This is a genomic window from Nonomuraea sp. NPDC050478, assembly GCF_044458265.1.
GTDB lineage: Bacteria > Actinomycetota > Actinomycetes > Streptosporangiales > Streptosporangiaceae > Nonomuraea > Nonomuraea ferruginea.
Window position 1 is genome coordinate 975,312 of sequence record NZ_JBITHT010000003.1, and the last position, 25,351, is coordinate 1,000,662.

Sequence of the window (25,351 nt, forward strand, 5' to 3'; positions counted from 1 at the left end):
CGCCCCCTCAGACCTGAACAATCGGCCTGCGTTACAGGAAGATCGCTTCATAGTACGGGGCAAGGCATGCCGTTGCATCAGGTGGGGCGGTACTGGGTTTGAACCAGTGACCCCTCGCTTGTAACTCAGATCCTCGACTGTCCACGCTGGTCCGGGGCCGTTGTCACTCACATAGTCAGTCAGTGGGAACGGCCCGGCCGTGCTCCAGATAGACAGTCTTGCCCTGCTTACGGGCGGTGGCGGCAGCCTTGAGACGGCGGGCAAGCCGCTCGATCATCAGGCCGTCCAGCTCATCAACACGACGGAACTCATACGCGCTCAGCTCGTTGTCCACGAACCTGATTTGCTTGATCACCTCGTCGTCGAGGATGCCACCGTCGAACACGAACAGAACCTTGTCGCCCTCCTGAGGGAGAGGCGCCCAATCGGCCACAAGGAGACGGCCGATGGCCGGCTGGATGCCCAGTTCTTCTCCTACCTCTCGGACGCACGCCTCGTACGGGGTCTCTCCCGGCTCGACGAATCCACCGGGGATGTCCAGATATGCCTTGTACGTAGGCCGGACGAGTAGCACGCGTCCGCCGTCGTCGAAGAACAGCACTCCAGCGGCAGCACGGGCCTGGGCGAACAGTGCGGCCTTCTGATCATTCACGGCCTCGACCTTATGCCACCAAGGCCGGCTCTCACACGATGTTGAGACGCCGGGCAAGCGCAGCAAGTTGGAAGCTGGGCTTGCCTTTTCGCCTCCTGATCCAGGACATCGTTAGCTGGCGGCTGAGGTAGTGATGGCGTACCTGCTCGGGAGCGATGGTCTCGGCCTCCAACAGCGCCGCCATCGCCTCGTCGGTGCGGTTCCACAGACTCAAGGCGTGGGCCACGGCCAAGCCATGGCGAGCACGACGTTCAATCGGAAGCCCGCTGGTGTCCAGCTTCGGTCCCAGCTCCACAGCCACCTGGATGTCTCCCAGCTCGATTGCCGTCGCCACCTGATGTATGCGGACGTTCGTCGGCCCGAACGCGGTCCAGACATGGTTGGCGTCACTGCCGAGCCGCACCGCCGCTTCCTGTGCCTCGGCGAGGAACGCGCGTGTCGTGCTGCGGTCGTCGTCTCGCGCCGCCGCCATCGACCCAGCGAGGTACAGCGTGCCGTACACCGAAAGCAGCTCAGCCGTGGCGTGCGGGAGGTCAGGAGACAGCAGGTCGGCGGCGTCCATCGTGAGCTGCTTGGCTGCCTCGTAGCGACCGTTGGACAGAAGGGCGTGGGTCACGGAGCGAAGCAAGGAGGCCGTGACGAGCTGATCACCGGATTGCCGTGCGAAGGACAGTCCCCGCTCGGCGGCGATCCACGCGAGGTCAGCCTCACCCACCTTGGTCAGGATGCTGGCAGCGGCGTGGTAGACCTGCCCGAGCACTCCCGATGCGGCCATGCGCGCGTCACCGTTCGCTGCGCGCGCAGCGTGATGCGCCTCCCCCAGGAGTCCAGGCAGACTCCGTATCACTGAGCTGTATCGGGCTCCCTGGTACGCCCGCCATACCTCGACAACGGCACGTCGCAGGTCGGCCTGACTGGAGGGTTCCGTGTTCTCCACGAGCCCGGCCATCGGCGAGAGCTGCCGATAGTCCGTGATTGCGGCGCGCAGTGCGGGGATGGTCTGTTCGCCGCTTCCGTCCGTCCACTCGAACAGGTGTGGCTCAGCCAGCAACTCACCGAGGGACACGTCCAAAACGCTCGCCAGGGACTTGATGACGGACAGACGATCCAAGGTGATGCGGTCGTTCTCCACCTTGCTCAGCCAATCGGCGGTCCGGCCCACCAACCCGGCCAATACGTCTTGAGACATCCCACGCCGTCGCCGGTACCAGGCTACGCGCTGGCCGATGGACAGATTGCTGGTCATTCCTCGCATGCACCTCATCCTCGTCGGATGCCTACGACGGACCCCTGAATTTCTTTCCGAGCTAGCAGCTCAGCCGACACATACCGTCACGCTACGTCACTGCCGTACGCGATGGGAGGCCACTCATGCAACCGCCGAACCGACACCCCACGCCAGAGAAGCACGCTGCCCGCGCCCTGGCCGACGCCCTTGCCTCTCACGGCGTATCCGCAGACGTGCATGACGGCTACGGTCTGAGCCTGGTGTCCGTGTGGATCGGGCTCGTCGTCTGGTGCGATGGCGATTGGTACTGGTGGCGGGCAGGCTGGGACGATCGCCGCAAACGGGTGCTGTACGCCCGCCATCCGGCTATCGAACCGTCGAGAGCCGCGCGAAGGGTCGCCTTCCGCTACGCGGACCTCCAGCGACGACACCCCCTTTCGGCGAGGATCCGCGATCTACGCCGGGAGACCAGGAGAGCGAGCCCTCAGTGAAGGAAGCTCGCGAGAAGTTGGGATGTCGGGTCGAAATCGTGGCCATGCTCCACAGTCCCGCCCGCACTCGGGCCGTTGGAGATTTGTTGATCGGGCAGCGCGGAACGGTGGCGGAGGTCCTGCGTAGTGGCACGCTGGCGCTCGTAGAATTGGAAGCCGACTGGGCCGACCTCCCAGACGGAGTGCGGCGCTGGCCAGTCCAGTGGGACGACTTGTTCATCTACCCGCCGGAGACCACAGCAAGGTTTCCCGGCCACCCTTATCGCGTCGGCCTGTCATTCGCGGGCCGCCAGACGGTACAGCACGCAGTACCAGCAGGCAACGAGAGCAGCCTTTGCGGAGAGAAGGTCTACCCGCTGCCCATCTGCGGTTGGTCCCTGCCCTTCGCCCCCTCAGCTACACGAGCATGCACGATTTGTGCCCAAACGCTGCACACACCACCACGAGGCGGTATACAGTCTCCCCTATAAGCCAAGGTCAACTCTTAGGCGTGTCGGCAATCTCATGAAGATGGAAGCGCGCAAGATGGCGCTCGATAAGGTCTATAAGCGGCGCGATCGTTACGACATCCCAGAATGGCAAAGAGATGAAGTCTGGTCAACAGACAGAAAACAGCTACTGATCGACTCCATTCTCAGCGGCTGGAAACTGCCTAAATTCTACTTCGCCAAAACATCGAGCAATCCAGACGAATTCGATGTGGTAGATGGTCAGCAGCGACTCTCTGCGATTTTCGAGTTTTTCTCGGGAGATCTGGAACTATCCGACGACAGCGCAGCTAAATTTGGCGGGCGGACCTACGACGACCTTCCAGATCAAGTTACAGATCTTTTCGACGATTTCGAAATCGAGTACGATGAGATCACAGAGGCATCCGACCACGACATTCAAGAGTTCTTTCAACGCCTCCAAAGAGGCGTCATTCTTACTGCCGCGGAGAAACTAAACTCGATCAAAAGCGATTTAACGACCTTCGCGCGAGAGCTAGCGAAGCACGACTTCTTTACCAAGAAAGTCTTTATTAAGGATATCCGCAAAGCTTATTTCGACATATCGTCTAAGGTTGTCGCTGTCGAGATTGACGGACTGGACACTCGGCTACGCTACGAAGACTTGAAGAACTTCTTCGAGTCTCAGGAAAGCTTCTCGACGAGATCTAACGTCTCCCAGAGGATTAGGGCGACCTTCGACTACCTCGATGCCGCATTCCCCGAGAAGAGTCGAGTCTTCCGCAGTAGAGGCGCAATTCAGTCTTTCATCACCCTAACCGCCCGCCTAGTAGAATCTGGTCGTGCAACCAGCCGCGAAACTAAGCTGCGCCTATTTCTTGAGGCATTCAGCCAGGAGTTGAGCCGCCAGGTCGAACTCGGGACCAACGCAGCCGATAAAGACTACCTGGAGTTTCAGGGCACGCTATCCGCAAACGTGCGAGCCGGGTCTCGGATTCGCCATGAGATCCTTCTGAGGAAACTGCTGACTTTTGATCCATCATGGATGGATGTCCTAGGGCCTTCTGCTGTAGTCGCCAGTGGCCTGGACCAGGAGATTGATCGCACAGGCCGTACCATTGCATCTTTGATCACCAAGAAGAACGACGACTATGCCGCCAAAACTGGATCGGACCTGTTCAAAGCAACAAACAGGACGATGGAAGCGCTAGGAAAAATTCGCGAGCCTGTACGAGACTATGCACAGTACTCCTCCTTCATAGATAGTTTGTACTTCCTCTTCCGCGAAGGCCCTGGGCAACGCCTTGCAGGAGCGGTACCACCTTCTTTTGAAGATGTAAATCTCCTGAGAACCGGGCTTCAACACGATGTTGATCACGGAAAAGAGAAGGCCGCTTCGAACAAGCGCGTGAATATCGGTGCAACATTCGCGAAGTATGCTGGTGGCGCTACTTCGCCCGCGACTCTCGCACCCGACCGATTTCTCATAGTACAAGCAGCGCTACTCAGTGCCCTATTGAGGGATGTAGAAAATCTTGCAGTATAGACACTAGCGATTCCCGTTCAGATCCTGTCCCATTGCCGCGGTGTTAGCACCTCGTACGCCGTCGACTCACCGCGTAGCGGCAGCGGGCCGGGGGCGGAGCGTCAAGCCCGGCTTCGCGTGTACGTCCGCCGGTCGCCGTTCCTCGATCATGTGTTGTCCTGCGGTCAGAGCAGGGCTTGATGCGGAGGAGCCGGGCTGCTGGGCTTGCCTGAGTCGATGGCGTGCGAGGTGATCCCCCACCTCGGGGCCAGAGCGCTCCCGCCGGAGGCATGAGGGTTAAAGAGTCCCCCCCTTCCTGGTGAGTGGAGCGGCCGGCGCCCATGCGAAGCACCCGAAGGGCCGCGAAGCGGTGGGGGCCGGCGGCGGAACGGCGGCGACGGTGCGGAGGTCGGCCACGGAAGGTGTACGGCGGTGCGGCGGCCGTGCGGTGGTACGGCCCGAGCCGCTGCCGCCCGGGACCGGCCCCCAGGCCGCACGCCCGGGCGGCGGGCGTGCGCGGGGCCGTGCGCACGGCGCGGAGCGCCGTCGCCTTGAACCAGTAAAGAAACTATGAGCCAGATCGACGCCCCGCGGGCCGTCTAGATCACGAGGTCTATGCCGTTGTCGCTGAGTTCCTGCGGCGTGAAGTCGGCGTCCGAGTCGTCGGCGAGTTCGCGATGATAGCCGATCTCGTAGCGGTTGGCGGGAGCCTTGACCTCGGTGACCTCGATGGGGTGGCCGTTCGGGTGCGCCATGGTCCGGCGGATGATGAGGACGGCTTCGGCGTAGTCCATGCCGAGCGCGGCGCGTTCGTCTTCGTAGGCGATGCGGGCAGTGGTGAGGGTCAACCAGCGGACGGGACCGTGCTCGCGGATGAGTGACTGGAAGAAGAAGCCGGAGCGCTTGCGGTACTGCGCATTGCGCTGGGAGTCGTCCCAGTCAGGAAGCATATCGGCATTGGTATAGGAGTTGATCTCCAGGCGGATTGATGCTCCGTGGATGGCGGCGCTGTGGCCGCGGTGCCACATGCTGCGGCGATGGATGACCGGGTGGCCGGGGCGGACGCTAAGCATGACCGCGACATCGCGGTTGGCGGTGGTCTTTTCGCCGGTGAAGATCGGGGCCTCATGGTCGCGTTGAGAGAGGTCCCAGCCGAAGGCTTGGACGTCGGGGTGATTGCCGGGTGCGGCGAGGTCAGGCCGGTCTCGGTCCGTGATGAGGATGGCGCGGCGTTCGGGCATGGGGCGGACGAAGGAGCCGCGTCCGCGCATGACGTAGGCCAGCCCTTCGGAGACAAGCGTTTCGATGGCCTTGCGGACGGTGGGGCGGGAGACGTCGTACTTCCTGACGAGTTCCGGTTCGCTGGGCAGCGCGCCACCGGGCGGATAGCGGCCGTCCAGGATGGCGGCTCGTAGGTCGGTGGCGATGACGCGCCAGCGGGCGTCTTTGTCGTCGGTGCTGGTCTCCATGATCGGCCTTCCTCGGTAAAGCTTTCAGGACTACTTGTACTACAGGTTGACCACCATGCGCGATGTCTGTCAACCTGTAGTACAGGCAGTCAAGCAAGGGAGGTGGTGCCCTATGAGCAAGGAGGAAAAGCGCGACGATCAGCTATCCAGTGCCGAGTGGATGGCCGATCTGGTCCGCCTGGTCAACGCGCCGGGTTATGGGCGGTGGCGAGCCATGGTCGCGGCAGTCGGCGGGTGCGCCCATCCGGTGCACCTGGCCGGACAGTCGATGATCGTGGACGTAGCTACGGGCGAGATCCTTCACGCGTACACAACGGATGATGAGCCCTCGGGGCATCTCCTGGTGGCCTGCGGCAATCGGCGAGCCTCGGTGTGCCCGGCCTGCTCACAGACCTACCAGGCCGACACGTTCCACTTGATCCGGGCAGGGCTGTCGGGCGGCAAGGGCATACCTGAAACGGTCGGCACGCACCCTCGGGCATTCGTCACCCTGACCGCACCCTCCTTCGGCCCTGTCCACTCGCACCGCGACGGACGTCCCTGCCGTCCCCGCAACCGCGACAGGCTGTGCGAGCACGGGCGGCCGGTCGGCTGCCACGTCCGGCACGAGCCCCAGGACGAACGGCTCGGCCAGCCGATCTGCCCCGACTGCTACGACTACACGGGTGCGGTGCTGTGGCAGGCGCACGCGGGCGCGTTGTGGCACCGCTTCACCCTGGCCATCCGCCAGGAGCTCGCCCACCAGACCGGGATGACCCGTCGTGGCTTCGCCCAGCACGCCAAGGTGTCCTTCGCCAAGGTCGCCGAGTACCAGCGGCGTGGCCTGATCCACTTCCACACCGTTATCCGACTCGACGGACCCGCCGGACCGACCCAGCCGCCACCCGACTGGGCAGACCACCATCTGCTCACTCAGGCCATCCCACCCTCCGTCCGCCAGGTCACCGTCACCACACCGCCGAGCGATCTCGGCAGGTGGACCCTCACCTGGGGTGACCAGCTCGACGTTCGTCCCATCCTGCTCGATCCCGATGCCGACGGGCTCAGCGAACGAGCCGTCGCCTCCTATATCGCCAAGTACGCCACCAAGGGCGCCGAAGCCTCCGGCACCATCGACCACCGCCTGTCCTGCCGATCCTGTGCCGGACGCGGGCGGCTGAGCCTGATGACCGCCTGCGGGCAGTGCCGCGGCAGCGGCCTCAAACCCGGCTTGAACCTCGATGCTCTCCCCGTCACCGACCACGCACGGCGCATGATCCGCACCTGCTGGGATCTCGGCGCGCGCCCCGAGTTCAGGGCGCTGCGGCTCCGTCCCTGGGCACACATGCTCGGCTTTCGCGGCCACTTCTCCAGCAAGAGCCGCGCCTACTCACTCAAGCTCACCGATCTGCGCAACGCCCGCGCAGCACACCGCGCCGCCGAAGCCCGCGAGCGCCACGGCCTGCCCGCCCTTAACGACGCCACCACACTCGTCCTGGGCCACTGGCGCTTTGCCGGGATCGGCTACACCCCAGGCGAAGCGATCATGGCCGAACACATCCGCCAGCGTGTCCAGACCGCCCGCCGGATCGCGGCAGAGCAGGCGGATGGATGACCCCACCCCAACCCGCCCATGATCGGCGGCTCTACCGCGTCTGCGAGGCCATGCACCTACTCAGCCTCAGCCGCAGCGTGATCTACGAACTCATCCGCTCAGGACGGCTCCGCTCCGTCACCCAGGGGCGCACGCGCCTCATCCCCGCCTCAGCCATAGAGGACTACATCGCTCTACTCGAACAGGAGGCTTCATGACCGAACGACGCAGCCGGGGCGACGGCGGCCTGCACTGGGACGAGAAGCGGCAACGCTGGATCGCCTCGGTGACGGTCGGCTACACCCCGGCCGGCAAGCGCATCGTCAAGAAGGCCAGCGGCAAGACCAAGACCGAGGCCAAAGCCAAGCTGAAAGAGATCATCCGCGACTACGAGGACGGTCTGGCCATCGCGCCGACCAACTACACCGTGGCCGACGCGGTGCGCTACTGGCTGGAACACGGCCTCGGCGCGAGGTCGGAGGCCACGGTGAAGATGTACACCACGTACGCCGACAAGCACGTGATCCCTGCCCTCGGCGCTCGCAAGCTGCGCGACCTCTCTGTGGAGGACGTCGACAAGTGGCTCGCCGGTAAGACCGGCGAGTTGGGGACCCGGTCGCTGAAGCTGATCCACGGCATCCTCAACCGGTCGGTCAAGAGCGCCATGCGCCGTGACAAGGTGAAGCGGAACGTCGTGGATCTGTGCGACATCCCGGAGGGGCGCGCCGGTCGTCCGTCCAAGGCTCTGACGCTGGCCCAAGCACTCGCTGTCCTCGCACAGGCCGAGAAGAGCGGCGAGCGCATACGGGCCTACATCGTCTTGTCCCTGTTGACCGGCGCCCGTACAGAGGAACTGCGGGCGCTGCTCTGGTCGCACGTCGTGGCGTACGACGAGAGCCGTGAAGCCTGGCTGCCGGTGGCGGAAGCACAACGACTTCGCGGTCTACGTCTGGCGGTCCGTCCGGCAGAAGGGCGACACCAAGACGGTGAAGTCCCGCCGGTCACTCAAGCTCCCCCAGCGCTGCGTGGACGCGTTGCGTCTCCTCAAGGAAGCGCAAGACGTCGCGAGGGAGAAGGCGGGCACCCGATGGCAGGACACAGATCTCGTGTTCTGTACGCGAACGGGCACGCCCGTCACGGCTCACAACGTACGGCGTGATTTCCGCAAGGTCGTCGTGACGGCAGGGCTCACAGAACGAAAGTGGTCACCTCGCGAGCTACGGCACAGCTTTGTGTCCGTGCTGTCAGACTCGGGCGTCCCCATCGAGGACATCTCGCGCCTGGTGGGCCACTCCAACACGGTGGTCACCGAGACGGTCTACCGGCACCAGATCCGGCCCGTGATCATGCAGGGAGCTGCAGCGATGGACAAGATCTTCGGGAGTTAGTCACTCACTTAGTCACTCAGACGCCGTTTTCAAGATCAGAGATCCAATGTTTTCGCAGGTGGGCGGTACTGGGTTCGAACCAGTGACCCCTCGCTTGTAAGGCGAGTGCTCTACCGCTGAGCTAACCGCCCCTGATCGGCACTACACCTTACGACACCAACGGCGCCGCTCGCACATCCACGTCCCAGCTCGCCCCCAGGTCGGGCCGTCCGGCCGCGCGCCAGCCCAGGAGGGCCGCGCCCAGCATGCCCGCGTCCACCCCCAGGGCGGCCGGCAGCAGCGGCGGGGCCTCCCTGAACGACAGCCGCTTGACGAGGCGGGTCCGTACGGGGTCGAAGAGCGCGGGCCCGGCCTGGGAGAGCCCGCCGCCCAGCACGATCATGGCCGGGTCCAGCAGCAGCGTGTAGGTGGCCAGCGCCAGCGACAGCGCCTCCACGGCCTCGTCCCACACCTCGATGGCGATCGGGTCGTCGGAGACGACGACCTGCTCGGCCTTGGCGCTCTCCAGGCCGGCCCGCTGGGCGTAGCGCCTGCCGACGGAGGCGGCGGAGGCGTACGTCTCCAGGCAGCCGTACTGGCCGCAGGCGCACTGCTCGCCGTCGGGGAAGACGGGGATGTGCCCGATCTCGCCGCTCCAGCCCGCCGCTCCCCCGTACGGGGCGCCGTCGACGATCATGGCGCCGGCGATGCCGGTGCCGATGGGCAGGAACAGGAAGTCGGCGGCGCCGCGCCCGGCGCCGAGCACGCTCTCGGCGAGGCCCCCGGTGCGGACGTCGTGGCCCAGGATGACGGGCACGCCGAGGTCGGTGAAGTCCTGGGCGGGGATGTCGCGCCAGCCGAGGTTGGCGGCGTAGAGGGCGGTGTCGTCCGACACCAGCCCGGGAACGGCCAGGCCGACCCCTGCCGGGCTGCCGTCGCCGGTCTCGGCCAGGTGGCCGATGAAGTCGCGGATCGCGGTCACGACCGCCTCCGGGCCGTCGGCGCGCGGGGTGGGGCGCCGCTCGGAGAGCAGGACGACGCCGTTCTCGCTGACCAGGCCGCCCTTCATGGACGTGCCGCCGACGTCGAGCGCGACGACGTACGCAGGGGTGTGGGACACGGAAGGAGACGATAGCGCAGCTCAGCGTTTGTCTGGAAAAGTCCCCTGCGTTTCAGGTACGGCCGAGCACGCGGTCGAGCGCGGCCTCCACCTCGGCCGAGAGGCCCGGCGGCGAGCCCGAGGCGAGCAGCGCGTCCGAGTCGACCGGCGTGGTGGTCCTGGCGACCCGCACGGCGCCGCAGGAGCGGCATTCCACCTCTCCGAGCCGGCAGATCAGCGCCGCCGACCCGCATCCCGCACACGTGTCGAGGTCGAGGTCGTGCGACCGTTGACAGTCCGGGCAGACCAGCACCTGGGTCTCGTGGTGGACCCCGCGTCTCCACGGGCTGACGCCCCGGACCGGGTCGGTCTGCCGGGCCCCGCAGCGGTAGCAGGGCATGGTTTCCTCCGTTTAGGCGATGTCGGCGAGTGCCTTGAGGTAGTCGGCGACGTCACGCGCCTCGCCGATCGGCTTGACCACCGACCAGCGGATCACGCCCTCGCCGTCGATGATGAAGGTCCCCCGGCGCGCGAAGCCCTTCCCCTCATCGAACACACCGTACGCCCGCGCGACCTGTCCATGTGGCCAGAAATCGGAGAGAAGCGGGAAAGCGTAACCCTCCTGGTCCGCCCAGGCGCGGTGGGCGAAGACGGAGTCGACGGAGACGGTGAGCAGTTGCGCGTCAGCCGGGAAAGCGCGCAGCGCCGAGAGCTCACCGTGACACACCCCGCTGAAGGCCAGCGGGTAGAAGACCAGCACGACACGCGTGCCCCTGAACTCGGACAGCCGCACCGGGCTGCCGTGCTGGTCCTGGAGCTCGAAATCCGGAGCGGTGGCGCCGACCTCGACAGGATGTCCGTTCACACGCCTCATCCTGCCGTACGGGCTGGCGCTCTCGCTCTCCTACCGCCTGCCTTTGGGCGTGACGAGCCGGGTCCCCGACCAGTCGGGTGCGGCGGAGATGCTGCTGGTCTGCGAGAGACCCGCGGTAACGGCGTCCTCACCTATGTCGCTCGGCTCCACGTGGCCGTCGCGCCCGGCCTTGGGCGTGAGAAGCCAGATCTGACCGCCTTCGGCGAGAGATCGCATGGCGTTGGTCAGGGCGTCGAACAGATCCCCGTCACCGTCGCGCCACCACAGCAGCGCCACGTCGACGACGTCGTCGGTGTCCTCGTCGAGCAGTTCGTTGCCGGTCAGGTCCTCGATGGACTCGCGAAGCTTCTCGTCGACGTCCTCGTCCCAGCCGATCTCCTGCACCACCTGACCCGGCTTGAGGCCGAGTCGTTCGGCCAGGCCGCGCTCGCCCTGCGCCTGACCCGCGGTCGCGCTCACGTTTATCCCTCCTGCTTGAGTGGCCCCGCATATGCGGTTTATCGCTTCGGGACAGTCCACACGCTGTGACCCTCAGTCGTCAACGGTCGCCACGGGTACGGCCGTACTCGGCCAGGTTCAACCGGGCAGAAACGACAGCCGAACCTGACGTTGCGTATTGTCGACATTCAGGTCGACCAGGGCGACGGACTGCCAGGTGCCGAGCGCCATCCTGCCGCCCAGCACGGGGATCGTGGCGTACGGCGGCAAGATCGCGGGCATGACATGTGACCTGCCGTGACCCGGCGAACCGTGCCGATGGCGCCAGCGGTCGTCGGCCGGCAGCAGATCCCCGAGCGCCGCCAGCAGGTCGTCGTCGCTGCCCGAGCCCAGCTCCAGCAGGGCGACGCCCGCCGTCGCGTGCGGGACGAAGACGTGCAGCAGCCCGTCTTCACCCTGCTCGCGGACGAAAACGGCGCATTCGGCGGTGATGTCGTGCACCGTCTCTCGTGATCCCGTGGCCACGGAGATGAGTTCGGATCTCACCCGTGAATCCTACTGAGGCACGATGACGGAATCGGGGCCCGGAAACACCAGCGCCGTGTGGCCGTCATCGAACCGCACGATGTACGGAGGCCCCCCGTTGGGCCCCCGGACCTCGATGATGACGCCGGTTCGGTCCCTTTCGCCCACCGTGCTCCCGTGCACGAGAAGCCGGTCGCCTGCCGTCGCATTCATAGGTCCAGATTCGTACGGGGAAGGCCTGGCGAAAAGAGGGGAATCGTCCACGCTTCCCCAAGTGTGGGTAAGAGAGGCCCGAAACACCCTCCCGCGGGCGGGCGCAACGGGGGCCCGCCGGGGGCATGATCGACGCGAAGCTGAGACTTTCCTGGCAATCTTCGCGGAGACCGCGCGGGGGCGAGCCAGTTCGGGCGGACCGACGGACGGGTAGGGGGCGTTGGGGCGACCCGGGAGGTGACGCCACCCCCCGGCGGGGGGATACTCGACCATGTGAGGCAAAATTTCGTAGGTTTTCCGGTCTTGTTAAATTGAACTGCCGTTGTAACCTTGGCCGGTAATTCGTCCTACCATCGGTGGTCTAGGCCACCGATGGCGGCCCTGCCAGCAGGGATGTCCTGGTTACTCATCGGTAGAGATGCACTTTCGACCGTGAGCGACCAGGATGGAAAGCGACCCCAGACCAGACATCAGTCAACCTCGGAAGGCGAGACCCAGTGGCTTCCGGACGCCAGCGTTTCTCGATCATCAGCGACGGCCTACCCAGCCAGTTGCCTGATGTCGATCCCAGTGAGACCAACGAGTGGCTCGAGTCCCTCGACAACGTCGTCAAGACGGAGGGCCGCACGAGAGCCCGCTATCTGATGCTCCGCATTCTGGAGCGGGCGCGCGAGCACCAGGTCGGCGTGCCGGGCCTGCGCAGCACCGACTACATCAACACCATCCCGCCGGAGCGCGAGCCCTGGTTCCCCGGCGACGAGCACGTCGAGCGGCGGATCCGCGCCTACATCCGCTGGAACGCCGCGGTCATGGTGTCGCGGGCCAACGCCCGCACCAACGTCGGCGGCCACATCGCCACCTACGCCTCCGCCGCGTCGCTCTACGAGGTGGGCTTCAACCACTTCTTCCGCGGCAAGGACCACGGCGAGTCGGGCGACCAGGTGTTCTTCCAGGGCCACGCGGCGCCCGGCATCTACGCCCGCGCCTTCCTGGAGGGGCGGCTCAACGAGAGCCAGCTCGACGCGTTCCGTCAGGAGCTGTCGCACGGCTTCCACGGCCTGCCCTCCTACCCGCACCCGCGGCTCATGCCCGACTTCTGGGAGTTCCCGACCGTCTCCATGGGTCTGGGCCCGATCAACGCGATCTACCAGGCGCGGTTCAACCGCTACCTGCTCAACCGCGAGATCAAGGACACCAGCCGCAGCCACGTCTGGGCGTTCCTGGGCGACGGCGAGATGGACGAGCCCGAGTCGCTGGGCGCGATCGGCGTGGCCGCCCGCGAGGAGCTCGACAACCTCACGTTCGTGATCAACTGCAACCTGCAGCGGCTCGACGGCCCGGTACGCGGCAACGGCAAGATCATCCAGGAGCTGGAGGCCTACTTCCGCGGCGCCGGCTGGAACGTCATCAAGGTCGTCTGGGGCCGCGACTGGGACCCGCTGCTGGCCGCCGACGTCGACGGCGTGCTCGTCAACCAGATGAACACGACTCCCGACGGCCAGTTCCAGACCTACTCGGTGGAGTCGGGCGCCTACATCCGCGACCACTTCTTCGGCACCGACCCCCGGCTGCGCAAGATGGCCGAGCACCTCAGCGACGACGACATCCGCAAGCTGTCGCGCGGCGGCCACGACTACCGCAAGGTCTACGCGGCCTTCAAGGCGGCCCGCGAGCACGTCGGCCAGCCGACGGTCATCCTGGCCCAGACCATCAAGGGCTGGACGCTCGGCAAGGACTTCGAGGCGCGCAACGCCACCCACCAGATGAAGAAGCTCACCAAGGCCGAGCTGAAGGAGTTCCGCGACCGGCTCTACCTGCCGATCCCGGACTCCGCCTTGGAGGGTGAGCTCCCGCCGTACTTCCACCCGGGCGAGAACGACCCGGAGATCGAGTACATGAAGGAGCGCCGCGCGGCGCTCGGCGGCGTGCTGCCCAAGCGGGTCAACCGCGCCAAGCCGGTCAAGCTGCCCGGCGACGAGGTCTACAAGGGCTTCACCAAGGGCTCGGGCAAGCAGCAGGTCGCCACCACGATGGCGTTCGTGCGGCTGCTCAAGGACCTCATGCGCGACAAGGAGATCGGCCACCGGTTCGTGCCGGTCATCCCCGACGAGGCGCGCACGTTCGGCCTGGACGCGATGTTCCCGACGGCGAAGATCTACTCGCCGCACGGCCAGATGTACGAGGCCGTCGACCGCGAGCTGCTGCTGTCGTACAAGGAGGCCGTGCAGGGGCAGATCCTGCACGAGGGCATCAGCGAGTCGGGGTCGATGGCGTCGGCGATCGCGGCCGGCACGTCCTACTCCACGCACGGCGAGCCCATGATCCCGATCTACATCTTCTACTCGATGTTCGGGTTCCAGCGCACCGGCGACCAGATGTGGGCCATGGGCGACCAGATGGGCCGGGGCTTCCTGCTCGGCGCCACGGCCGGCCGCACCACGCTCAACGGCGAGGGCCTGCAGCACGAAGACGGGCACTCGCCGCTCATCGCCTCCACCAACCCGGCGGCGATCGTCTATGACCCGTCGTGGGCGTTCGAGGTGGCCCACATCGTCAAGGACGGCCTGCGCCGCATGTACGGCGACAAGCCCGAGGACGTGTTCTACTACCTGACCGTCTACAACGAGCCCTACCTGCAGCCGGCCCAGCCCGACGGCGTCGACGTCGACGGCCTGCTGAAGGGCCTCTACAAGTACGCCGACGGGCCGGAGACGCAGGGGCCGAAGGCCAACATCCTGTCCTCCGGCGTGGCCGGGCCGTGGGCGATGGAGGCCCAGCGGATGCTGGCCGACGACTGGGGCGTGTCGGCCTCCGTCTGGTCGGCCACCTCCTGGACCGAGCTCCGCCGCGAGGCGCTGACCTGCGACGAGCACAACCTGCTCAACCCCGACGCCGAGCAGCGCGTGCCGTACGTGACCCGCGCGTTGTCGCAGGCGGAGGGCCCGTTCGTGGGCGTCAGCGACTACATGAAGGCCGTGCAGGACCAGATCGCGCAGTGGGTCCCGGGCGACTGGTCCTCGCTGGGCACCGACGGGTTCGGCCTGTCCGACACCCGCTCGGCGCTGCGCCGCCACTTCCACGTCGACGCCGCCTCCATCACGCTGGCGGTGCTCACGTCCCTCGTACGCAGGGGCGAGCTCGACGGCGAGGTGCTGCGCGAGGCGATCGCCCGCTACCACCTGAAGAACGGTGTGACCGAGGCCGGCGGCCCGGAGACCAACGACACCCAGTCGATGGGCGTCTGACACATCCGTGAGGCGCGCCCCCGCGAAGAACATGCGCGGGGGCGCCTTCCGTTCCGGGGGCGCCCGTCCCGGGAAGGCGGCGCGCGTGCGGAGGGGTGGCGCGCCGCCCGATCCCGTGCGCGGTCCCGTATTGTGGGCAGGGCTTCCCCCGGAGTCGACAAGGGGGAGACTGTTCGTGATGCGCCGCGTCCTTGCCGCCGCACTCGTGGCCGCCACAGCCGCCATGACGGCCGGCTGTGTCGACACCGCCGAGCCCGCCAGCGACGGATCGCCCGTGGAGCCGACCGGGGGGCAGATCGCGTGGGGCCCGTGCACCGACATCAAGCGTGCCGACGGGGAGCCACCCGCCCGCCAGGACAAGAACGTACGCTGCGGGAAGCTGGCGGTGCCGCTCGACTACTCCGACCCTGAGGGCGAGAAGATCGAGCTGGCCATGATCAAGATCCCGGCGGTCGACCAGGGCAACCGGATCGGCTCGCTGCTGTTCAACTTCGGCGGCCCCGGCGCGTCCGGCGTCGACACGCTCGACCAGGCGGCCAAGGCCCTGTCGTCGCTGCGCGCCCGCTACGACCTGATCAGCTTCGACCCGCGGGGCGTCGAGCGCAGCTCGGGGGTGCGCTGCGGCACGGGGGCCGACCTGGACGAGTTCACCGCGTTGAACACCCTGCCGCCCGGCGAGGAGACCCGCCGCAGGATCAACGAGGCCAACCGGAAGTTCGCCGACTTGTGCGGCCAGGACTCGGGCAAGATCCTGCCGTACGTCGGCACGGTCAACGCCGCCCGCGACATGGACCGGATGCGGACCGCGCTCGGCGACGAGAAGCTCCACTACGTCGGCATGTCGTACGGCACCCAGCTCGGCGCCGTCTACGCGACCCTGTTCCCCGGCAACGTCGGCCGCATGGTGCTGGACGCGCCGCTGGACCCGACGGTCAGCTTCGAGGAGCGCACGCTGGCCCAGACCCGCGGCTTCCAGCACGTCTACCGGAACTTCCTGAAGGCGTGCGTCAAGGAGCGGTGCGAGGTCGGCGCGAGCGTGGAGGCCGCCAACGCGAACGTGGAGAAGCTGCTCAACGACCTGGCGGCGCGGCCGCTCAAGGTCGGCACCCGCGAGCTGACCCAGGGGCTGGCGGCCACCGGGGTGGCGTCGGCGCTCTACTCGGAGCTGAGCTGGCCGTTCCTGGAGACCGCGCTCGGGCAGGCGCTCAAGGGCCAGGGCGGCGCGCTGCTGTATCTGGCCGACACCTACACCGGCCGCAACGAGGACGGCACCTACTCCACCCAGATGACCAGCTTCCCGGCCATCACCTGCGTCGACACGGCCGAGCGGCCCGACGCGCGGACGCTGCGCCGCACGGAAGAGGCCGCGCTGAGGATTTCGCCGCTGTTCGGCAGCGAGGGCTCGGGCGGGATCTGCAGCGTCTGGCCGGCGGCGGGCGGCGACGAGGCCAAGCGGGTGGACGCCACCGGCTCGGCCCCCATCGTGGTGATCGGGGGCAAGAACGACCCGGCGACCCCGTACGAGTGGGCGCCCAAGCTGACCGCCCAGCTCAAGACCGCCACGCTGGTCACGTACGAGGGCGAGGGGCACGGCGCCTACCTGTCGGGCAGCCAGTGCGTCGCCAAGCTGGTCGACTCCTATCTGCTCGACGGCAAGCTGCCCCGGCGCGGCGCGACCTGCCCGGCGGCCTAGGCTCTGACATGTGACGGACTACTGCTCCCTGGTGGAGGACGAGACGGCGCGGGTGGCCCGGCTGGCCGCCGCGCCGGCTGACACGCCGGTGCCCGCGTGCCCGGGCTGGGCTCTCGGCGACCTCATCACGCATCTGGGCACCATGCACCGGTGGGTCACCCACATGGTGTCGACCCGCAACCAGGACCGGCTCTGGTCCCGCGAGGTGCCCAACGGCCTGGACGAGGGCGCGCACGGCGACGCCGCGTGGCTGGCGGAGGGGTCCGCCGAGATGGTGCGGACGCTGCGCGCCACCGACCCGGCGACGCCGCTGTGGACGTGGGGGCCCGGCGGCACCGCGGGCTGGTGGGCCAGGCGGATGGCGTTCGAGCTGGTCGTGCACCGGGTGGACGCCGAGCAGGCGCTCGGCGTGGAGCCCGAGGTGGCCGCAGAGGTGGCGGCCGACGGCGTCGAGGAACTGCTCGGCAACCTGCCGGGCGCCCGGTGGGTGAGCAGGCGGCTGGCGGAGCTGGGCCTGGAGGGCGCGACGTTCCACCTGCACGCGACCGACCTGCCCGGCGAGTGGACGTTCACGCAGGGGCCCGAAGGCGCGGTGACGTGGGAGCGCGGGCACGCCAAGGGCGACGCCGCGGTGCGGGCGCCGGCCCGCGACCTGCTGCTGCTGATGTACGGCAGGCGCTCGTGCGACGGGCTGGAGGTGTTCGGCGACCGGGCGCTGCTGGAGAGGTGGCTCTCGGTCGCCGGGCTGTGAGCCCCGGACGCGCCGCCACTCGGCGGTCGGCGGCGTGTCCGGGGCGGGGGCGCCGCCACTGAGGGCGGCCGGACGCGGGCCCGGGCTTCGCGGGGAAGGCGTACGCCGGGCCCACGACGATCAGTTTCGCCGGTGGAAGACGCCGAACAGGTTGCCCGAGGTGTCGTGCGCGCAGGCGAAGTCGGCGCCGTCGTCGATCACCTTGTGCACCACCTTGCCGCCGAGCGACTCGACCCGCCCGCAGGTCTCCTCGACGTCGGCCACGAGGACGTGGAAGACGACGTGGGAGGCACCTCGAACCAGGCCACCGTGTTGTCGCTCATCCCATCTCCTCATGTCGCTTTCCGGACGAGAACAAGAATGTGGCGCTCGGGCGACAACCCTATGTCGGTGTTTTCGAACTCCTAATCGAGAAGAGTGCCGTGGACGATCATCTCCGGCACGTCGGCGGCGAAGCCCTCCAGCGGCCGGTCGGGGCAGCGCTCGGCCGAGACGGCGGCGCCGACGATGCGGTCGAGGCGGAAGACGCGCACGTCGTCGCGGAGCCGGCACCACGCCACGAGATACCAGAACCCGCCGCGACCGCCGAGGAAGACGCCCGGCTCCACGTCGCGGGAGGTCAGCGCGCCCTTGGCGTCGGCGTAGTCGAGGCGCAGCACCCTGCGGCGCAGCAGGGCCTCCTCGATGGCGCGGGAGACGCCCTCGGCGCCGAGCGGGCGGGCCGGGCCGCCGGGCTCCGGCGGCCCGGCGACGTGCATGACGCGGCGGGCCAGCTCCCGGGCCAGCTCGCCCTCGCGGCCCGGCATGGCGGCCACGACCTTGCGTAACGCGCTGCGGGCCTGGCGGCCGAACGGCTGGTCACCGGCCCGGCTGAGGGCCACCGCGATGGCCACCGCCTCTGCGGGGGTGAAGTTGAGCGGGGGCAGGGACATCTTCTTGTCGATCGCGTAGCCGCCCCTGCGGCCCGCCTCGGCGTAGATGGGCACCCCGGACTGCTGCAGCGCGGTGATGTCGCGCTCGATGGTGCGCACGCTCACCTCGAACCGCGCGGCGAGCTCGCGGGCCGAACGCGAGCGCGGCGAGATGGCGCGCAGGTCCTCGACGAGCGCGTAGAGCCGGTCGGTGCGGTTCACCCTTGTGACGGTACGCTCCGGCACCGACAATCCCTTGCCCGCCGGGGTTTCCGCGTCAGCGGGCCCACTCCAGGAGCTCGTCCGCGGGCCAGGTGTTGACGATCCGGTCCGGCCCGACACCGCACTGCGCGGCCCGCTCGCAGCCGAACCGCTGCCAGTCGAGCTGGCCGGGCGCGTGCGCGTCGGAGTCGATCGCGAACACGCAGCCCTGCTCGTACGCCTGGCGCAGCAGCCGCTTGGGCGGGTCGAGCCGGTCGGGCCTGGAGTTGATCTCGACGGCCACGCCGAACCGGCGGCACGCCTCGAAGACCAGCTCGGCGTCGAACTCCGACTCGGGCCTGCGCGCGCCGCGCTCCCCGCCCGCGCGCACGACCCGCCCGGTGCAGTGGCCGAGCACGTCGACGTGCGGGTTCGCGATCGCGGTGACCATCCTGCGGGTCATCTCCTCACGATCCATGCGGAGCTTGGAGTGGACGCTCGCGACCACCACGTCGAGCCGGCCGAGCAGCTCGGGCTCCTGGTCGAGGCTGCCGTCGAGGTTGATGTCGACCTCGATGCCGGTGAGGATCCTGAACGGGGAGAGCCGGCGGTTGAGCTCGGCGACCACGTCGAGCTGCTCGCGCAGCCGGGCCGGCGGCAGGCCGCGGGCGATGGTCAGGCGCGGCGAGTGGTCGGTCAGCGCCAGATAGTCGTGGCCGAGCGCGCGGGCCGCCTCGGCCATCTCCTCGATGGGCGAGCCGCCGTCGGACCAGTCGGAATGGCTGTGCAGGTCGCCCTTGAGCGCGGCGCGCAGCCCGGCGGCCTCCTCCCCCAGGTCGGCGCCCTCCGTCGCGCGCAGCCTGCGCAGGTAGGTCGGGACCTGCCCGTCGAGCGCCTCACTGATGACCAGGGCGGTCACCTTGCCGATGCCGGGCAGCTCGGCCAGGCCGCCGGACCGCGCGCGCCGTACCAGCTCATCGCGCGGCAGCTCCGTGACGACGGAGGCGGCGCGGCGGAAGGCGCGCACCCGGTAGGCGGGCTCACCAGCGCGTTCCAGGAGAAAGGCGATCTCCCGGAACGCCTCGACCGGTTCCATACGTTCATCCCTACCAGAAGCGGCCCGACGGGGAATTGTACGGCCGGGCGCGGCCCCGCTAGGCTTTCCGACCGCAAGAGAGCAGGAGCTAGATGGCCCAGACGCCGCACCACGCCGCCACCCCCGGCAAGCCGCCCCCCAAGAAGAAGTCGTCCAACGTCGTGACACTCACCGTCATCGGCGTCGTGTCGGTGATGGTGGTCGGCTACTGCGCGGCCACCTCCAACGCCGAGGACGTCACCGCCGACTGCGTCGACACCAGCCAGCGGGCCGACGACGGCTCCTACATGGTGGTCGAGGACTACTACTGCGACGACGACGACAACGGCGGCACCCACTACTACGGCGGCTCCCGCGCGGCCTATCACTGGTACTACGGCGGCACCAGGGTGGGGCAGCGGGTGCGCAGCGGCACCACGCTCCGCCCCGCCGACGCCACCATCACCAGCCGCGACGGGCGCTCGATCCAGCGGGGCGGCTTCGGCAGCTCCCGCACCGGCGGGGGCTGAGCGGTGCGGCGCGAGCACGGCGCCCCCCGCGAGGGCTGGGAGAAGACCATCGAGGGCCATGGCCTGGCCTACCACCGGGCGGCCCACCCCGAGGGCCTCAGCAGGCCCTACTGGGACGAGTCGGTCCACTACGTCTTCTCCATGGCGGAGGTGGAGTCGCTGGAGGAGCAGGTCGAGGAGCTGCACGAGATGTGCCTGCGTGCCGCCGGGCACGTGGTCGAGACCGGGCGCTTCGCCGACTTCGCCATCCCCGAATGGGCCGCCGACGACGTGGCCCGGTCGTGGGAGCGGCGCGACGCCCACCTGTACGCCCGGTTCGACCTGCGCTACGACGGCGCCGGCCCGGCCAAGCTGCTGGAGTACAACGCCGACACGCCGACCTCGCTGCTGGAGTCGTCGGTGATCCAGTGGTTCTGGCTGAAGGACGCCCACCCCGGCGACGACCAGTGGAACTCCATCCACGAGCGGCTCATCGACCGGTGGCGCGAGATGCCGCTGCCGGCCGGCGCCACCCACTTCGCCTGGACCAACATGGACGAGACGGGCGAGGAGGCCATGACCCTGGCCTACCTCCAGGAGACCGCCGAGCAGGCGGGCCTGCGCACGGTCGCCGTCGCCATGGAGGACATCGGCTGGGACGCGCTCAACCGGCGCTTCGTCGACATGGACGAGGAGATGATCCGCTCCGTCTTCAAGCTCTACCCGTGGGAGTGGATGCTGTCGGAGCCGTTCGGCCGCCACGCGGTGCGCCACTCCACCTGGATCGAGCCGCTGTGGAAGGCGCTGCTGTCCAACAAGGCGCTGCTGGCCGTGCTGTGGGAGCTGTACCCCGGTCACCCCAGCCTGCTGCCCGCCTACCTCGACGGCCCGCGCGAGCTGGAGTCCTACATCGCCAAGCCGCTGCTCGGCCGTGAGGGCGCCTCTATGCGGATAGTCACCCCGGCCCACACCCAGGAGACAGCGGGCTCCTACGGCCGGGAGGGATACGTCTTCCAGGGCTTCGAGGCCCTGCCCGACTTCGGCGGCCAGCGGCCGGTGCTCGGCGCCTGGGTGATCGGCGACGAGGCGGCCGGGCTGGGCATCCGGGAGACCACCGGCCTGATCACCGACGACACCTCGTCCTTCGTACCTCACCGAATCGAGCTCACATGACTCTGCTGGAGACCCTTCTGCGTGGCGCGGGCGCCATCGCCTCCTACGCGGCCGTCGGCGTCATCCTGATGATCGTCGGCTTCTACGTGATCGACCTGGCGACCCCTGGCCGGCTGAGCGAGGTCATCCGGAGCCAGCGCAACCCGAACGCCACGCTGCTGGCCTCTTCGGCGATGGCCGCCGTGGGGCTCATCGTCGCGGCCTCGATCTGGTCGTCCGGCGGGCGGCTGGCCGAGGGGCTGGCGGGCACCGCCGTGTTCGGCCTGGTCGGCATCGTGGTGCAGACGCTGGCGATGCTGCTGTTCGACCGGGTGGCGGGCATCTCGGTGCGCGATCTGGTCAAGGAACAGGAGCTGCAGCCGGGCGCCAGGCTGCTGGCGGTCACGCACGTCGCGATCGGCCTGATCACCGCCGTCGCGGTCATCTGACGGGACCTGGCACTCTAGGAGCGTGACAGACCGGACCCGGGAGGACACCACTCGCAGGCTTGAGCGGGCCATGGGCGCGCTCGGCACGGCCGCCATGGCCCGCATGGACGAGCAGCTGCCCTGGTTCCGGGCGCTCAGCGCCGAGGACCGCTCGTGGGTGGGGCTGGTGGCCCAGGCGGGCATCGCCGCGTTCGTGGAGTGGTTCCAGTACGCCGGCGAGGACCGCCCGACACCCAGCATCGAGTTCTTCGGCACCGCTCCGCGCGAGCTGAAGCGCTCGATCTCGCTGCAGCAGACCGTCGACATCGTCCGGGTCGTGGTGGAGGTGGTGGAGGCACAGGTCGACCAGCTGGCCGCGCCCGGCGGCGAGGAGCAGCTGGAGCAGGCCATGCTCCGCTACACCCGCGACGTGGCGTTCGCGGCGGCGCACGTCTACGCCCGCGAGGCCGAGGCCAGGGGGGCGTGGGACGCCCGGCTGGAAGCGCTGATCGTGGACGCCCTGGTGCGCGGCGAGGTCGACGACGGCCTCCACTCGTGGGCCGCCGCGCTCGGCTGGACGTCCTCTCCCGTGGTCGTGATCGCCGGTCACGCGCCCGACGGCGACTCGCGCGAGGTGATCGACGGGCTGCGCGAGCGGGGCCGCCGTATCGGCATGGAGCTGCTCGCCGGGGTGCAGGCCGACCGGCTGATCGTGATCGTGGGCGGCGCGGGCAGCGTCAACGACGCGGCCCGCCAGGTCGTGGCCCGCTTCGGCCAGGGCCCGATCGTCATCGGGCCCGAGGTGACCGACCTGCACGCCGCCGCCAACTCGGCCAGGGCCGCGCTGGCCGGGCTGAAGGCGAGCTCCGGCTGGCCCGACGCGCCCCGTCCGGTGCACGCCGAGGACCTGCTCGCCGAGCGGGCGCTCGACGGCGACGAGGCCGCCAGGGAGCAGCTCGTGGAGAACGTCTACCTGCCGCTGGCCGGCACCCCGCTGCTCGACACGCTCGCGACGTACCTGGAGCAGGGCACCTCGCTGGAGGCGACCGCGCGGCTGCTGTTCGTGCACCCGAACACGGTGCGCTACCGGCTCAAGAAGATCACCGAACTGACCGGATACCAGCCGACCGAGGGCCGTTCGGCCTTCACGCTGCAGGTCGGGCTCATCCTCGGCCGGCTCGCGGAAAGCGCCGTAACCTGGCGGCCTTAACGTAACCGGAGGGAAACCCGAACTGTGGGGTTCCTACAAAGCACCCCGGACAAAGTGTGTGCAGATCTTCATCAGCGTGTCGGACTTCTACAGGGCATGGTTGACTTCGTGCTTGTACTCGTCGCGCCGGGCCAAGGCGCCCAAACACCAGGTTTCCTCACTCCGTGGCTCGAGCTTCCCGGCGTGGCGGACCGGCTGGCCGCCTGGTCCGACGTGGCCGGGATCGACCTGATCGCCTGCGGCACCGTCGCGGGAGCCGACGAGATCCGCGACACCGCCATCGCCCAGCCGCTGCTCGTGGCCGCGGCCCTGGCCTCCGCCGAGGTGCTCGGCGCGGCGCCCGACGTGCTGGCCGGCCACAGCGTCGGCGAGTTCGCCACCGCGGCGCTGGCCGGCGTGCTGACCCCGGAGCAGGCGCTCGCCCTGGTCAGCGAGCGCGGGCAGGCCATGGCGAAGGCGGCGGCGACCGCCGAGACCGGCATGACCGCGGTGCTCGGCGGCGCCGAGGACGACGTGCTGGCCGCGCTCGACAAGCACGGCCTGACGCCCGCCAACATCAACGGCGCCGGTCAGATCGTCGCCGGCGGCACCGTCGAGCAACTCGCCGCGCTGAAGGCCGAGCCTCCGGCGCGCGCCCGGCTGATCCCGCTGTCGGTCGCGGGCGCCTTCCACACCGTCCACATGGCCCCCGCCGTCGAGCAGCTGCGCGAGGCCGCCGCCCAGATCGAGCCCGGCGACCCCGAGGTCACGCTGCTGTCCAACGCCGACGGCGCCGCCGTCGCGAGCGGCGGCGAGCTCATGCGCCGCCTCGTCGACCAGGTGAGCAACCCCGTGCGCTGGGACGCCTGCATGGCCACGATGGCCGAGCTGGGCGTCACCCGGATGATCGAGCTGCTGCCCGGCGGCACGCTGACCGGCCTGGCCAGGCGCGGGCTGCGCGGCGTCGAGACCGTGGCGCTCAAGACCCCCGACGACCTCGACGCAGCCAGGGAGCTGATGAAGTGAGGATCCTCGAAACCGCGCCGGGGGCGAAGCTGCTGGCGCTCGGCCACTATCAGCCTTCCACCATCGTCTCCAACGATCAGCTGGCCAAGACCATGGACACCAGCGACGAGTGGATCCAGTCCCGCGTCGGCATCAAGGAGCGCCGGGTCGCCGGCGACGCGGAGAGCCTGGAAGACATGGCCGCCCAGGCGGGCGGTAAGGCTCTGGCCGCGAGCGGCCTGGCCGCCTCCGACGTCGACCTGGTGATCGTGGCCACCTGCACGCTGGAGAGCCAGATCCCCAACGCCGCCGCCGTGGTGGCGCACCGCCTGGGCATCGACGCGCCCGGCGCGTTCGACGTCAACGCCGCGTGCGCGGGCTTCTGCTACGCGCTCGCCACGGCCGACAACGCCATCCGCGCGGGCTCGGCCAGGCACGTGCTGGTCATCGGCGCGGAGAAGCTGTCGCAGTGGATCGACTGGACCGACCGGTCCACCGCGGTGATCTTCGCCGACGGGGCGGGCGCGGCCGTGGTCGGCCCGTCCGACGCCCCGGGCATCGGCCCGGTGGTCTGGGGCAGCTCGGGCGACAGGTCCGACGCCATCATGATCCCCGACCGCCACGGCTCCCTCCGCCAGGAGGGTCAGACCGTGTTCCGGTGGGCGACCACCGCCCTCCACCCGGTCGCCAAGCAGGCGTGCGAGCGCGCGGGCGTCGACCCGTCCGAGCTGTCCGCCTTCATCCCCCATCAGGCCAACCTGCGCATCATCGAGGCCATCGCCCGCAAGCTGGGCGCCGACAAGGCCGTCGTCGCCCGTGACATCGTGCACGCCGGCAACACCTCGGCCGCCTCGATCCCGCTCGCGCTCTCGCGCATGCTGGAGCGCGGCGAGGTCCGCTCGGGCGAGCTCGCGCTCGTCCTCGGCTTCGGCGCCGGCCTCACGTACGCGGGCCAGGTCATCGAGATCCCCTAGTCCCCCGTACGATCTCTCAGAGCTTGCACGGCCAGTCCGTGCAGAACCCAGGAAACCAAAGGAGAACCAACGACATGGCTGCCACCGAGCAGGAGATCCTCGAGGGCCTCGGCAAGATCATCAACGAGATCACCGGGATCCCGGCCTCTGAGGTGACCCCCGAGAAGAGCTTCGTGGACGACCTCGACATCGACTCCCTGTCCATGGTCGAGATCGCCGTGGCCGCCCAGGACGAGTTCGGCGTCGAGATTCCCGACGACCAGCTCAAGAACCTGAAGACGGTCAAGGACGTCCTCACCTTCATCCAGAACTGAA

General features: G+C 68.4%; 26 protein-coding genes, 1 tRNA gene and 1 pseudogene. 15 read left to right on the forward strand and 13 right to left on the reverse strand.

What is annotated here, in order from left to right:
• Positions 1 to 175 precede the first annotated feature (175 nt).
• A complete protein-coding gene (locus ACIBF7_RS18815; RefSeq protein ID WP_397197693.1) occupies positions 176 to 652 on the reverse strand; it encodes an NUDIX domain-containing protein in 477 nt (158 codons plus the stop codon).
• Between the two features lie 31 nt (positions 653 to 683).
• Entirely contained in the window at positions 684 to 1,898 is a 1,215-nt protein-coding gene (locus ACIBF7_RS18820; RefSeq protein ID WP_397197694.1) for a helix-turn-helix domain-containing protein, read from the reverse strand.
• Positions 1,899 to 2,881: 983 nt separating this feature from the next.
• Between ACIBF7_RS18820 and ACIBF7_RS18825 the strand changes: the two genes are divergently transcribed.
• Positions 2,882 to 4,366 (forward strand): DUF262 domain-containing protein, encoded by a 1,485-nt coding sequence (locus ACIBF7_RS18825; RefSeq protein WP_397197695.1) that lies wholly within the window; start codon positions 2,882 to 2,884, stop codon positions 4,364 to 4,366.
• Positions 4,367 to 4,944: 578 nt separating this feature from the next.
• On the opposite strand, the gene ACIBF7_RS18830 is transcribed toward ACIBF7_RS18825, so the two are convergent.
• The gene (locus ACIBF7_RS18830) at positions 4,945 to 5,814 is read right to left on the reverse strand and encodes a GntR family transcriptional regulator (protein WP_397197696.1); all 870 of its coding nucleotides are present in this window, start codon (positions 5,812 to 5,814) and stop codon (positions 4,945 to 4,947) included.
• 112 nt (positions 5,815 to 5,926) lie between these two features.
• Between ACIBF7_RS18830 and ACIBF7_RS18835 the strand changes: the two genes are divergently transcribed.
• From ACIBF7_RS18835 to ACIBF7_RS18850, 4 genes and pseudogenes are all read left to right on the forward strand, one after another.
• Positions 5,927 to 7,408, forward strand: coding sequence for a replication initiator (locus tag ACIBF7_RS18835; protein WP_397197697.1), 1,482 nt, complete (start codon positions 5,927 to 5,929; stop codon positions 7,406 to 7,408).
• Positions 7,405 to 7,605 (forward strand): helix-turn-helix domain-containing protein, encoded by a 201-nt coding sequence (locus ACIBF7_RS18840; RefSeq protein WP_397197698.1) that lies wholly within the window; start codon positions 7,405 to 7,407, stop codon positions 7,603 to 7,605. Before ACIBF7_RS18835 ends, ACIBF7_RS18840 begins: the two co-directional genes overlap by 4 nt.
• Positions 7,602 to 7,913 (forward strand): annotated as a pseudogene (locus ACIBF7_RS18845) (Arm DNA-binding domain-containing protein); the annotation flags it as partial. The gene ACIBF7_RS18840 and the pseudogene ACIBF7_RS18845, both read left to right, overlap by 4 nt.
• A 499-nt stretch (positions 7,914 to 8,412) precedes the next feature.
• On the forward strand, positions 8,413 to 8,775 hold the full coding sequence (locus tag ACIBF7_RS18850; RefSeq protein WP_397197699.1) for a tyrosine-type recombinase/integrase: 363 nt from the start codon (positions 8,413 to 8,415) through the stop codon (positions 8,773 to 8,775).
• A gap of 59 nt (positions 8,776 to 8,834) precedes the next feature.
• Here ACIBF7_RS18850 and ACIBF7_RS18855 read toward each other — a convergent pair.
• The 7 genes from ACIBF7_RS18855 to ACIBF7_RS18885 all read right to left on the reverse strand — a co-directional run bounded on the left by ACIBF7_RS18855 (position 8,835) and on the right by ACIBF7_RS18885 (position 12,176).
• Positions 8,835 to 8,906, reverse strand: a tRNA-Val gene (locus ACIBF7_RS18855).
• Positions 8,907 to 8,923: 17 nt separating this feature from the next.
• Positions 8,924 to 9,874, reverse strand: coding sequence for an ROK family protein (locus tag ACIBF7_RS18860; RefSeq protein WP_148030202.1), 951 nt, complete (start codon positions 9,872 to 9,874; stop codon positions 8,924 to 8,926).
• Between the two features lie 52 nt (positions 9,875 to 9,926).
• On the reverse strand, positions 9,927 to 10,253 hold the full coding sequence (locus tag ACIBF7_RS18865) for a hypothetical protein (RefSeq protein ID WP_397197700.1): 327 nt from the start codon (positions 10,251 to 10,253) through the stop codon (positions 9,927 to 9,929).
• A 12-nt stretch (positions 10,254 to 10,265) separates the two neighbouring features.
• Positions 10,266 to 10,718, reverse strand: coding sequence for a peroxiredoxin (locus ACIBF7_RS18870; protein ID WP_397197701.1), 453 nt, complete (start codon positions 10,716 to 10,718; stop codon positions 10,266 to 10,268).
• 39 nt (positions 10,719 to 10,757) lie between these two features.
• Positions 10,758 to 11,186, reverse strand: coding sequence for a DUF3052 domain-containing protein (locus ACIBF7_RS18875; protein WP_148030199.1), 429 nt, complete (start codon positions 11,184 to 11,186; stop codon positions 10,758 to 10,760).
• Positions 11,187 to 11,303: 117 nt separating this feature from the next.
• Entirely contained in the window at positions 11,304 to 11,711 is a 408-nt protein-coding gene (locus ACIBF7_RS18880; RefSeq protein ID WP_271278421.1) for a secondary thiamine-phosphate synthase enzyme YjbQ, read from the reverse strand.
• 9 nt (positions 11,712 to 11,720) lie between these two features.
• Entirely contained in the window at positions 11,721 to 12,176 is a 456-nt protein-coding gene (locus ACIBF7_RS18885; RefSeq protein ID WP_397197702.1) for a DUF1918 domain-containing protein, read from the reverse strand.
• A gap of 224 nt (positions 12,177 to 12,400) precedes the next feature.
• Here ACIBF7_RS18885 and aceE point away from each other — a divergent pair, with 224 nt between their 5' ends.
• The 3 genes from aceE to ACIBF7_RS18900 all read left to right on the forward strand — a co-directional run bounded on the left by aceE (position 12,401) and on the right by ACIBF7_RS18900 (position 17,592).
• A complete protein-coding gene (aceE, locus tag ACIBF7_RS18890; RefSeq protein ID WP_148030196.1) occupies positions 12,401 to 15,148 on the forward strand; it encodes a pyruvate dehydrogenase (acetyl-transferring), homodimeric type in 2,748 nt (915 codons plus the stop codon).
• 178 nt (positions 15,149 to 15,326) lie between these two features.
• Positions 15,327 to 16,841, forward strand: a complete 1,515-nt coding sequence (locus ACIBF7_RS18895; RefSeq protein WP_364230173.1) for an alpha/beta hydrolase — start codon at positions 15,327 to 15,329, stop codon at positions 16,839 to 16,841.
• A gap of 10 nt (positions 16,842 to 16,851) precedes the next feature.
• Entirely contained in the window at positions 16,852 to 17,592 is a 741-nt protein-coding gene (locus ACIBF7_RS18900; protein WP_397197703.1) for a maleylpyruvate isomerase family mycothiol-dependent enzyme, read from the forward strand.
• A gap of 120 nt (positions 17,593 to 17,712) precedes the next feature.
• Here ACIBF7_RS18900 and ACIBF7_RS18905 read toward each other — a convergent pair whose 3' ends face one another.
• The 3 genes from ACIBF7_RS18905 to ACIBF7_RS18915 all read right to left on the reverse strand — a co-directional run bounded on the left by ACIBF7_RS18905 (position 17,713) and on the right by ACIBF7_RS18915 (position 19,800).
• On the reverse strand, positions 17,713 to 17,928 hold the full coding sequence (locus tag ACIBF7_RS18905; RefSeq protein ID WP_397197704.1) for a hypothetical protein: 216 nt from the start codon (positions 17,926 to 17,928) through the stop codon (positions 17,713 to 17,715).
• Between the two features lie 68 nt (positions 17,929 to 17,996).
• Entirely contained in the window at positions 17,997 to 18,725 is a 729-nt protein-coding gene (locus tag ACIBF7_RS18910; protein ID WP_397197705.1) for a helix-turn-helix transcriptional regulator, read from the reverse strand.
• 55 nt (positions 18,726 to 18,780) lie between these two features.
• On the reverse strand, positions 18,781 to 19,800 hold the full coding sequence (locus tag ACIBF7_RS18915) for a PHP domain-containing protein (protein ID WP_397197706.1): 1,020 nt from the start codon (positions 19,798 to 19,800) through the stop codon (positions 18,781 to 18,783).
• A 92-nt stretch (positions 19,801 to 19,892) separates the two neighbouring features.
• On the opposite strand from ACIBF7_RS18915, the gene ACIBF7_RS18920 reads away from it, so the two are divergent.
• The 7 genes from ACIBF7_RS18920 (at position 19,893) to ACIBF7_RS18950 (ending at position 25,350) form a co-directional block, all read left to right on the forward strand.
• Positions 19,893 to 20,309 (forward strand): hypothetical protein, encoded by a 417-nt coding sequence (locus tag ACIBF7_RS18920; protein WP_148030191.1) that lies wholly within the window; start codon positions 19,893 to 19,895, stop codon positions 20,307 to 20,309.
• A gap of 3 nt (positions 20,310 to 20,312) precedes the next feature.
• Positions 20,313 to 21,461: a glutathionylspermidine synthase family protein gene (locus tag ACIBF7_RS18925; protein ID WP_397197707.1), complete on the forward strand. Its 1,149-nt coding sequence runs from the start codon at positions 20,313 to 20,315 to the stop codon at positions 21,459 to 21,461.
• Entirely contained in the window at positions 21,458 to 21,889 is a 432-nt protein-coding gene (locus tag ACIBF7_RS18930; RefSeq protein ID WP_397197708.1) for a DUF350 domain-containing protein, read from the forward strand. The genes ACIBF7_RS18925 and ACIBF7_RS18930 overlap by 4 nt, the downstream gene beginning before the upstream one ends.
• Before the next feature lie 70 nt (positions 21,890 to 21,959).
• Positions 21,960 to 23,078, forward strand: a complete 1,119-nt coding sequence (locus ACIBF7_RS18935) for a PucR family transcriptional regulator (RefSeq protein WP_397197809.1) — start codon at positions 21,960 to 21,962, stop codon at positions 23,076 to 23,078.
• 108 nt (positions 23,079 to 23,186) lie between these two features.
• The gene (locus ACIBF7_RS18940; RefSeq protein WP_148034386.1) at positions 23,187 to 24,083 is read left to right on the forward strand and encodes an ACP S-malonyltransferase; all 897 of its coding nucleotides are present in this window, start codon (positions 23,187 to 23,189) and stop codon (positions 24,081 to 24,083) included.
• Positions 24,080 to 25,036 carry a beta-ketoacyl-ACP synthase III gene (locus ACIBF7_RS18945; RefSeq protein WP_364230186.1) on the forward strand — a complete coding sequence of 319 codons (957 nt, stop codon included), beginning with the start codon at positions 24,080 to 24,082 and terminating at the stop codon, positions 25,034 to 25,036. Before ACIBF7_RS18940 ends, ACIBF7_RS18945 begins: the two co-directional genes overlap by 4 nt.
• Before the next feature lie 74 nt (positions 25,037 to 25,110).
• A complete protein-coding gene (locus tag ACIBF7_RS18950; protein WP_148030187.1) occupies positions 25,111 to 25,350 on the forward strand; it encodes an acyl carrier protein in 240 nt (79 codons plus the stop codon).
• Position 25,351 lies beyond the last annotated feature (1 nt).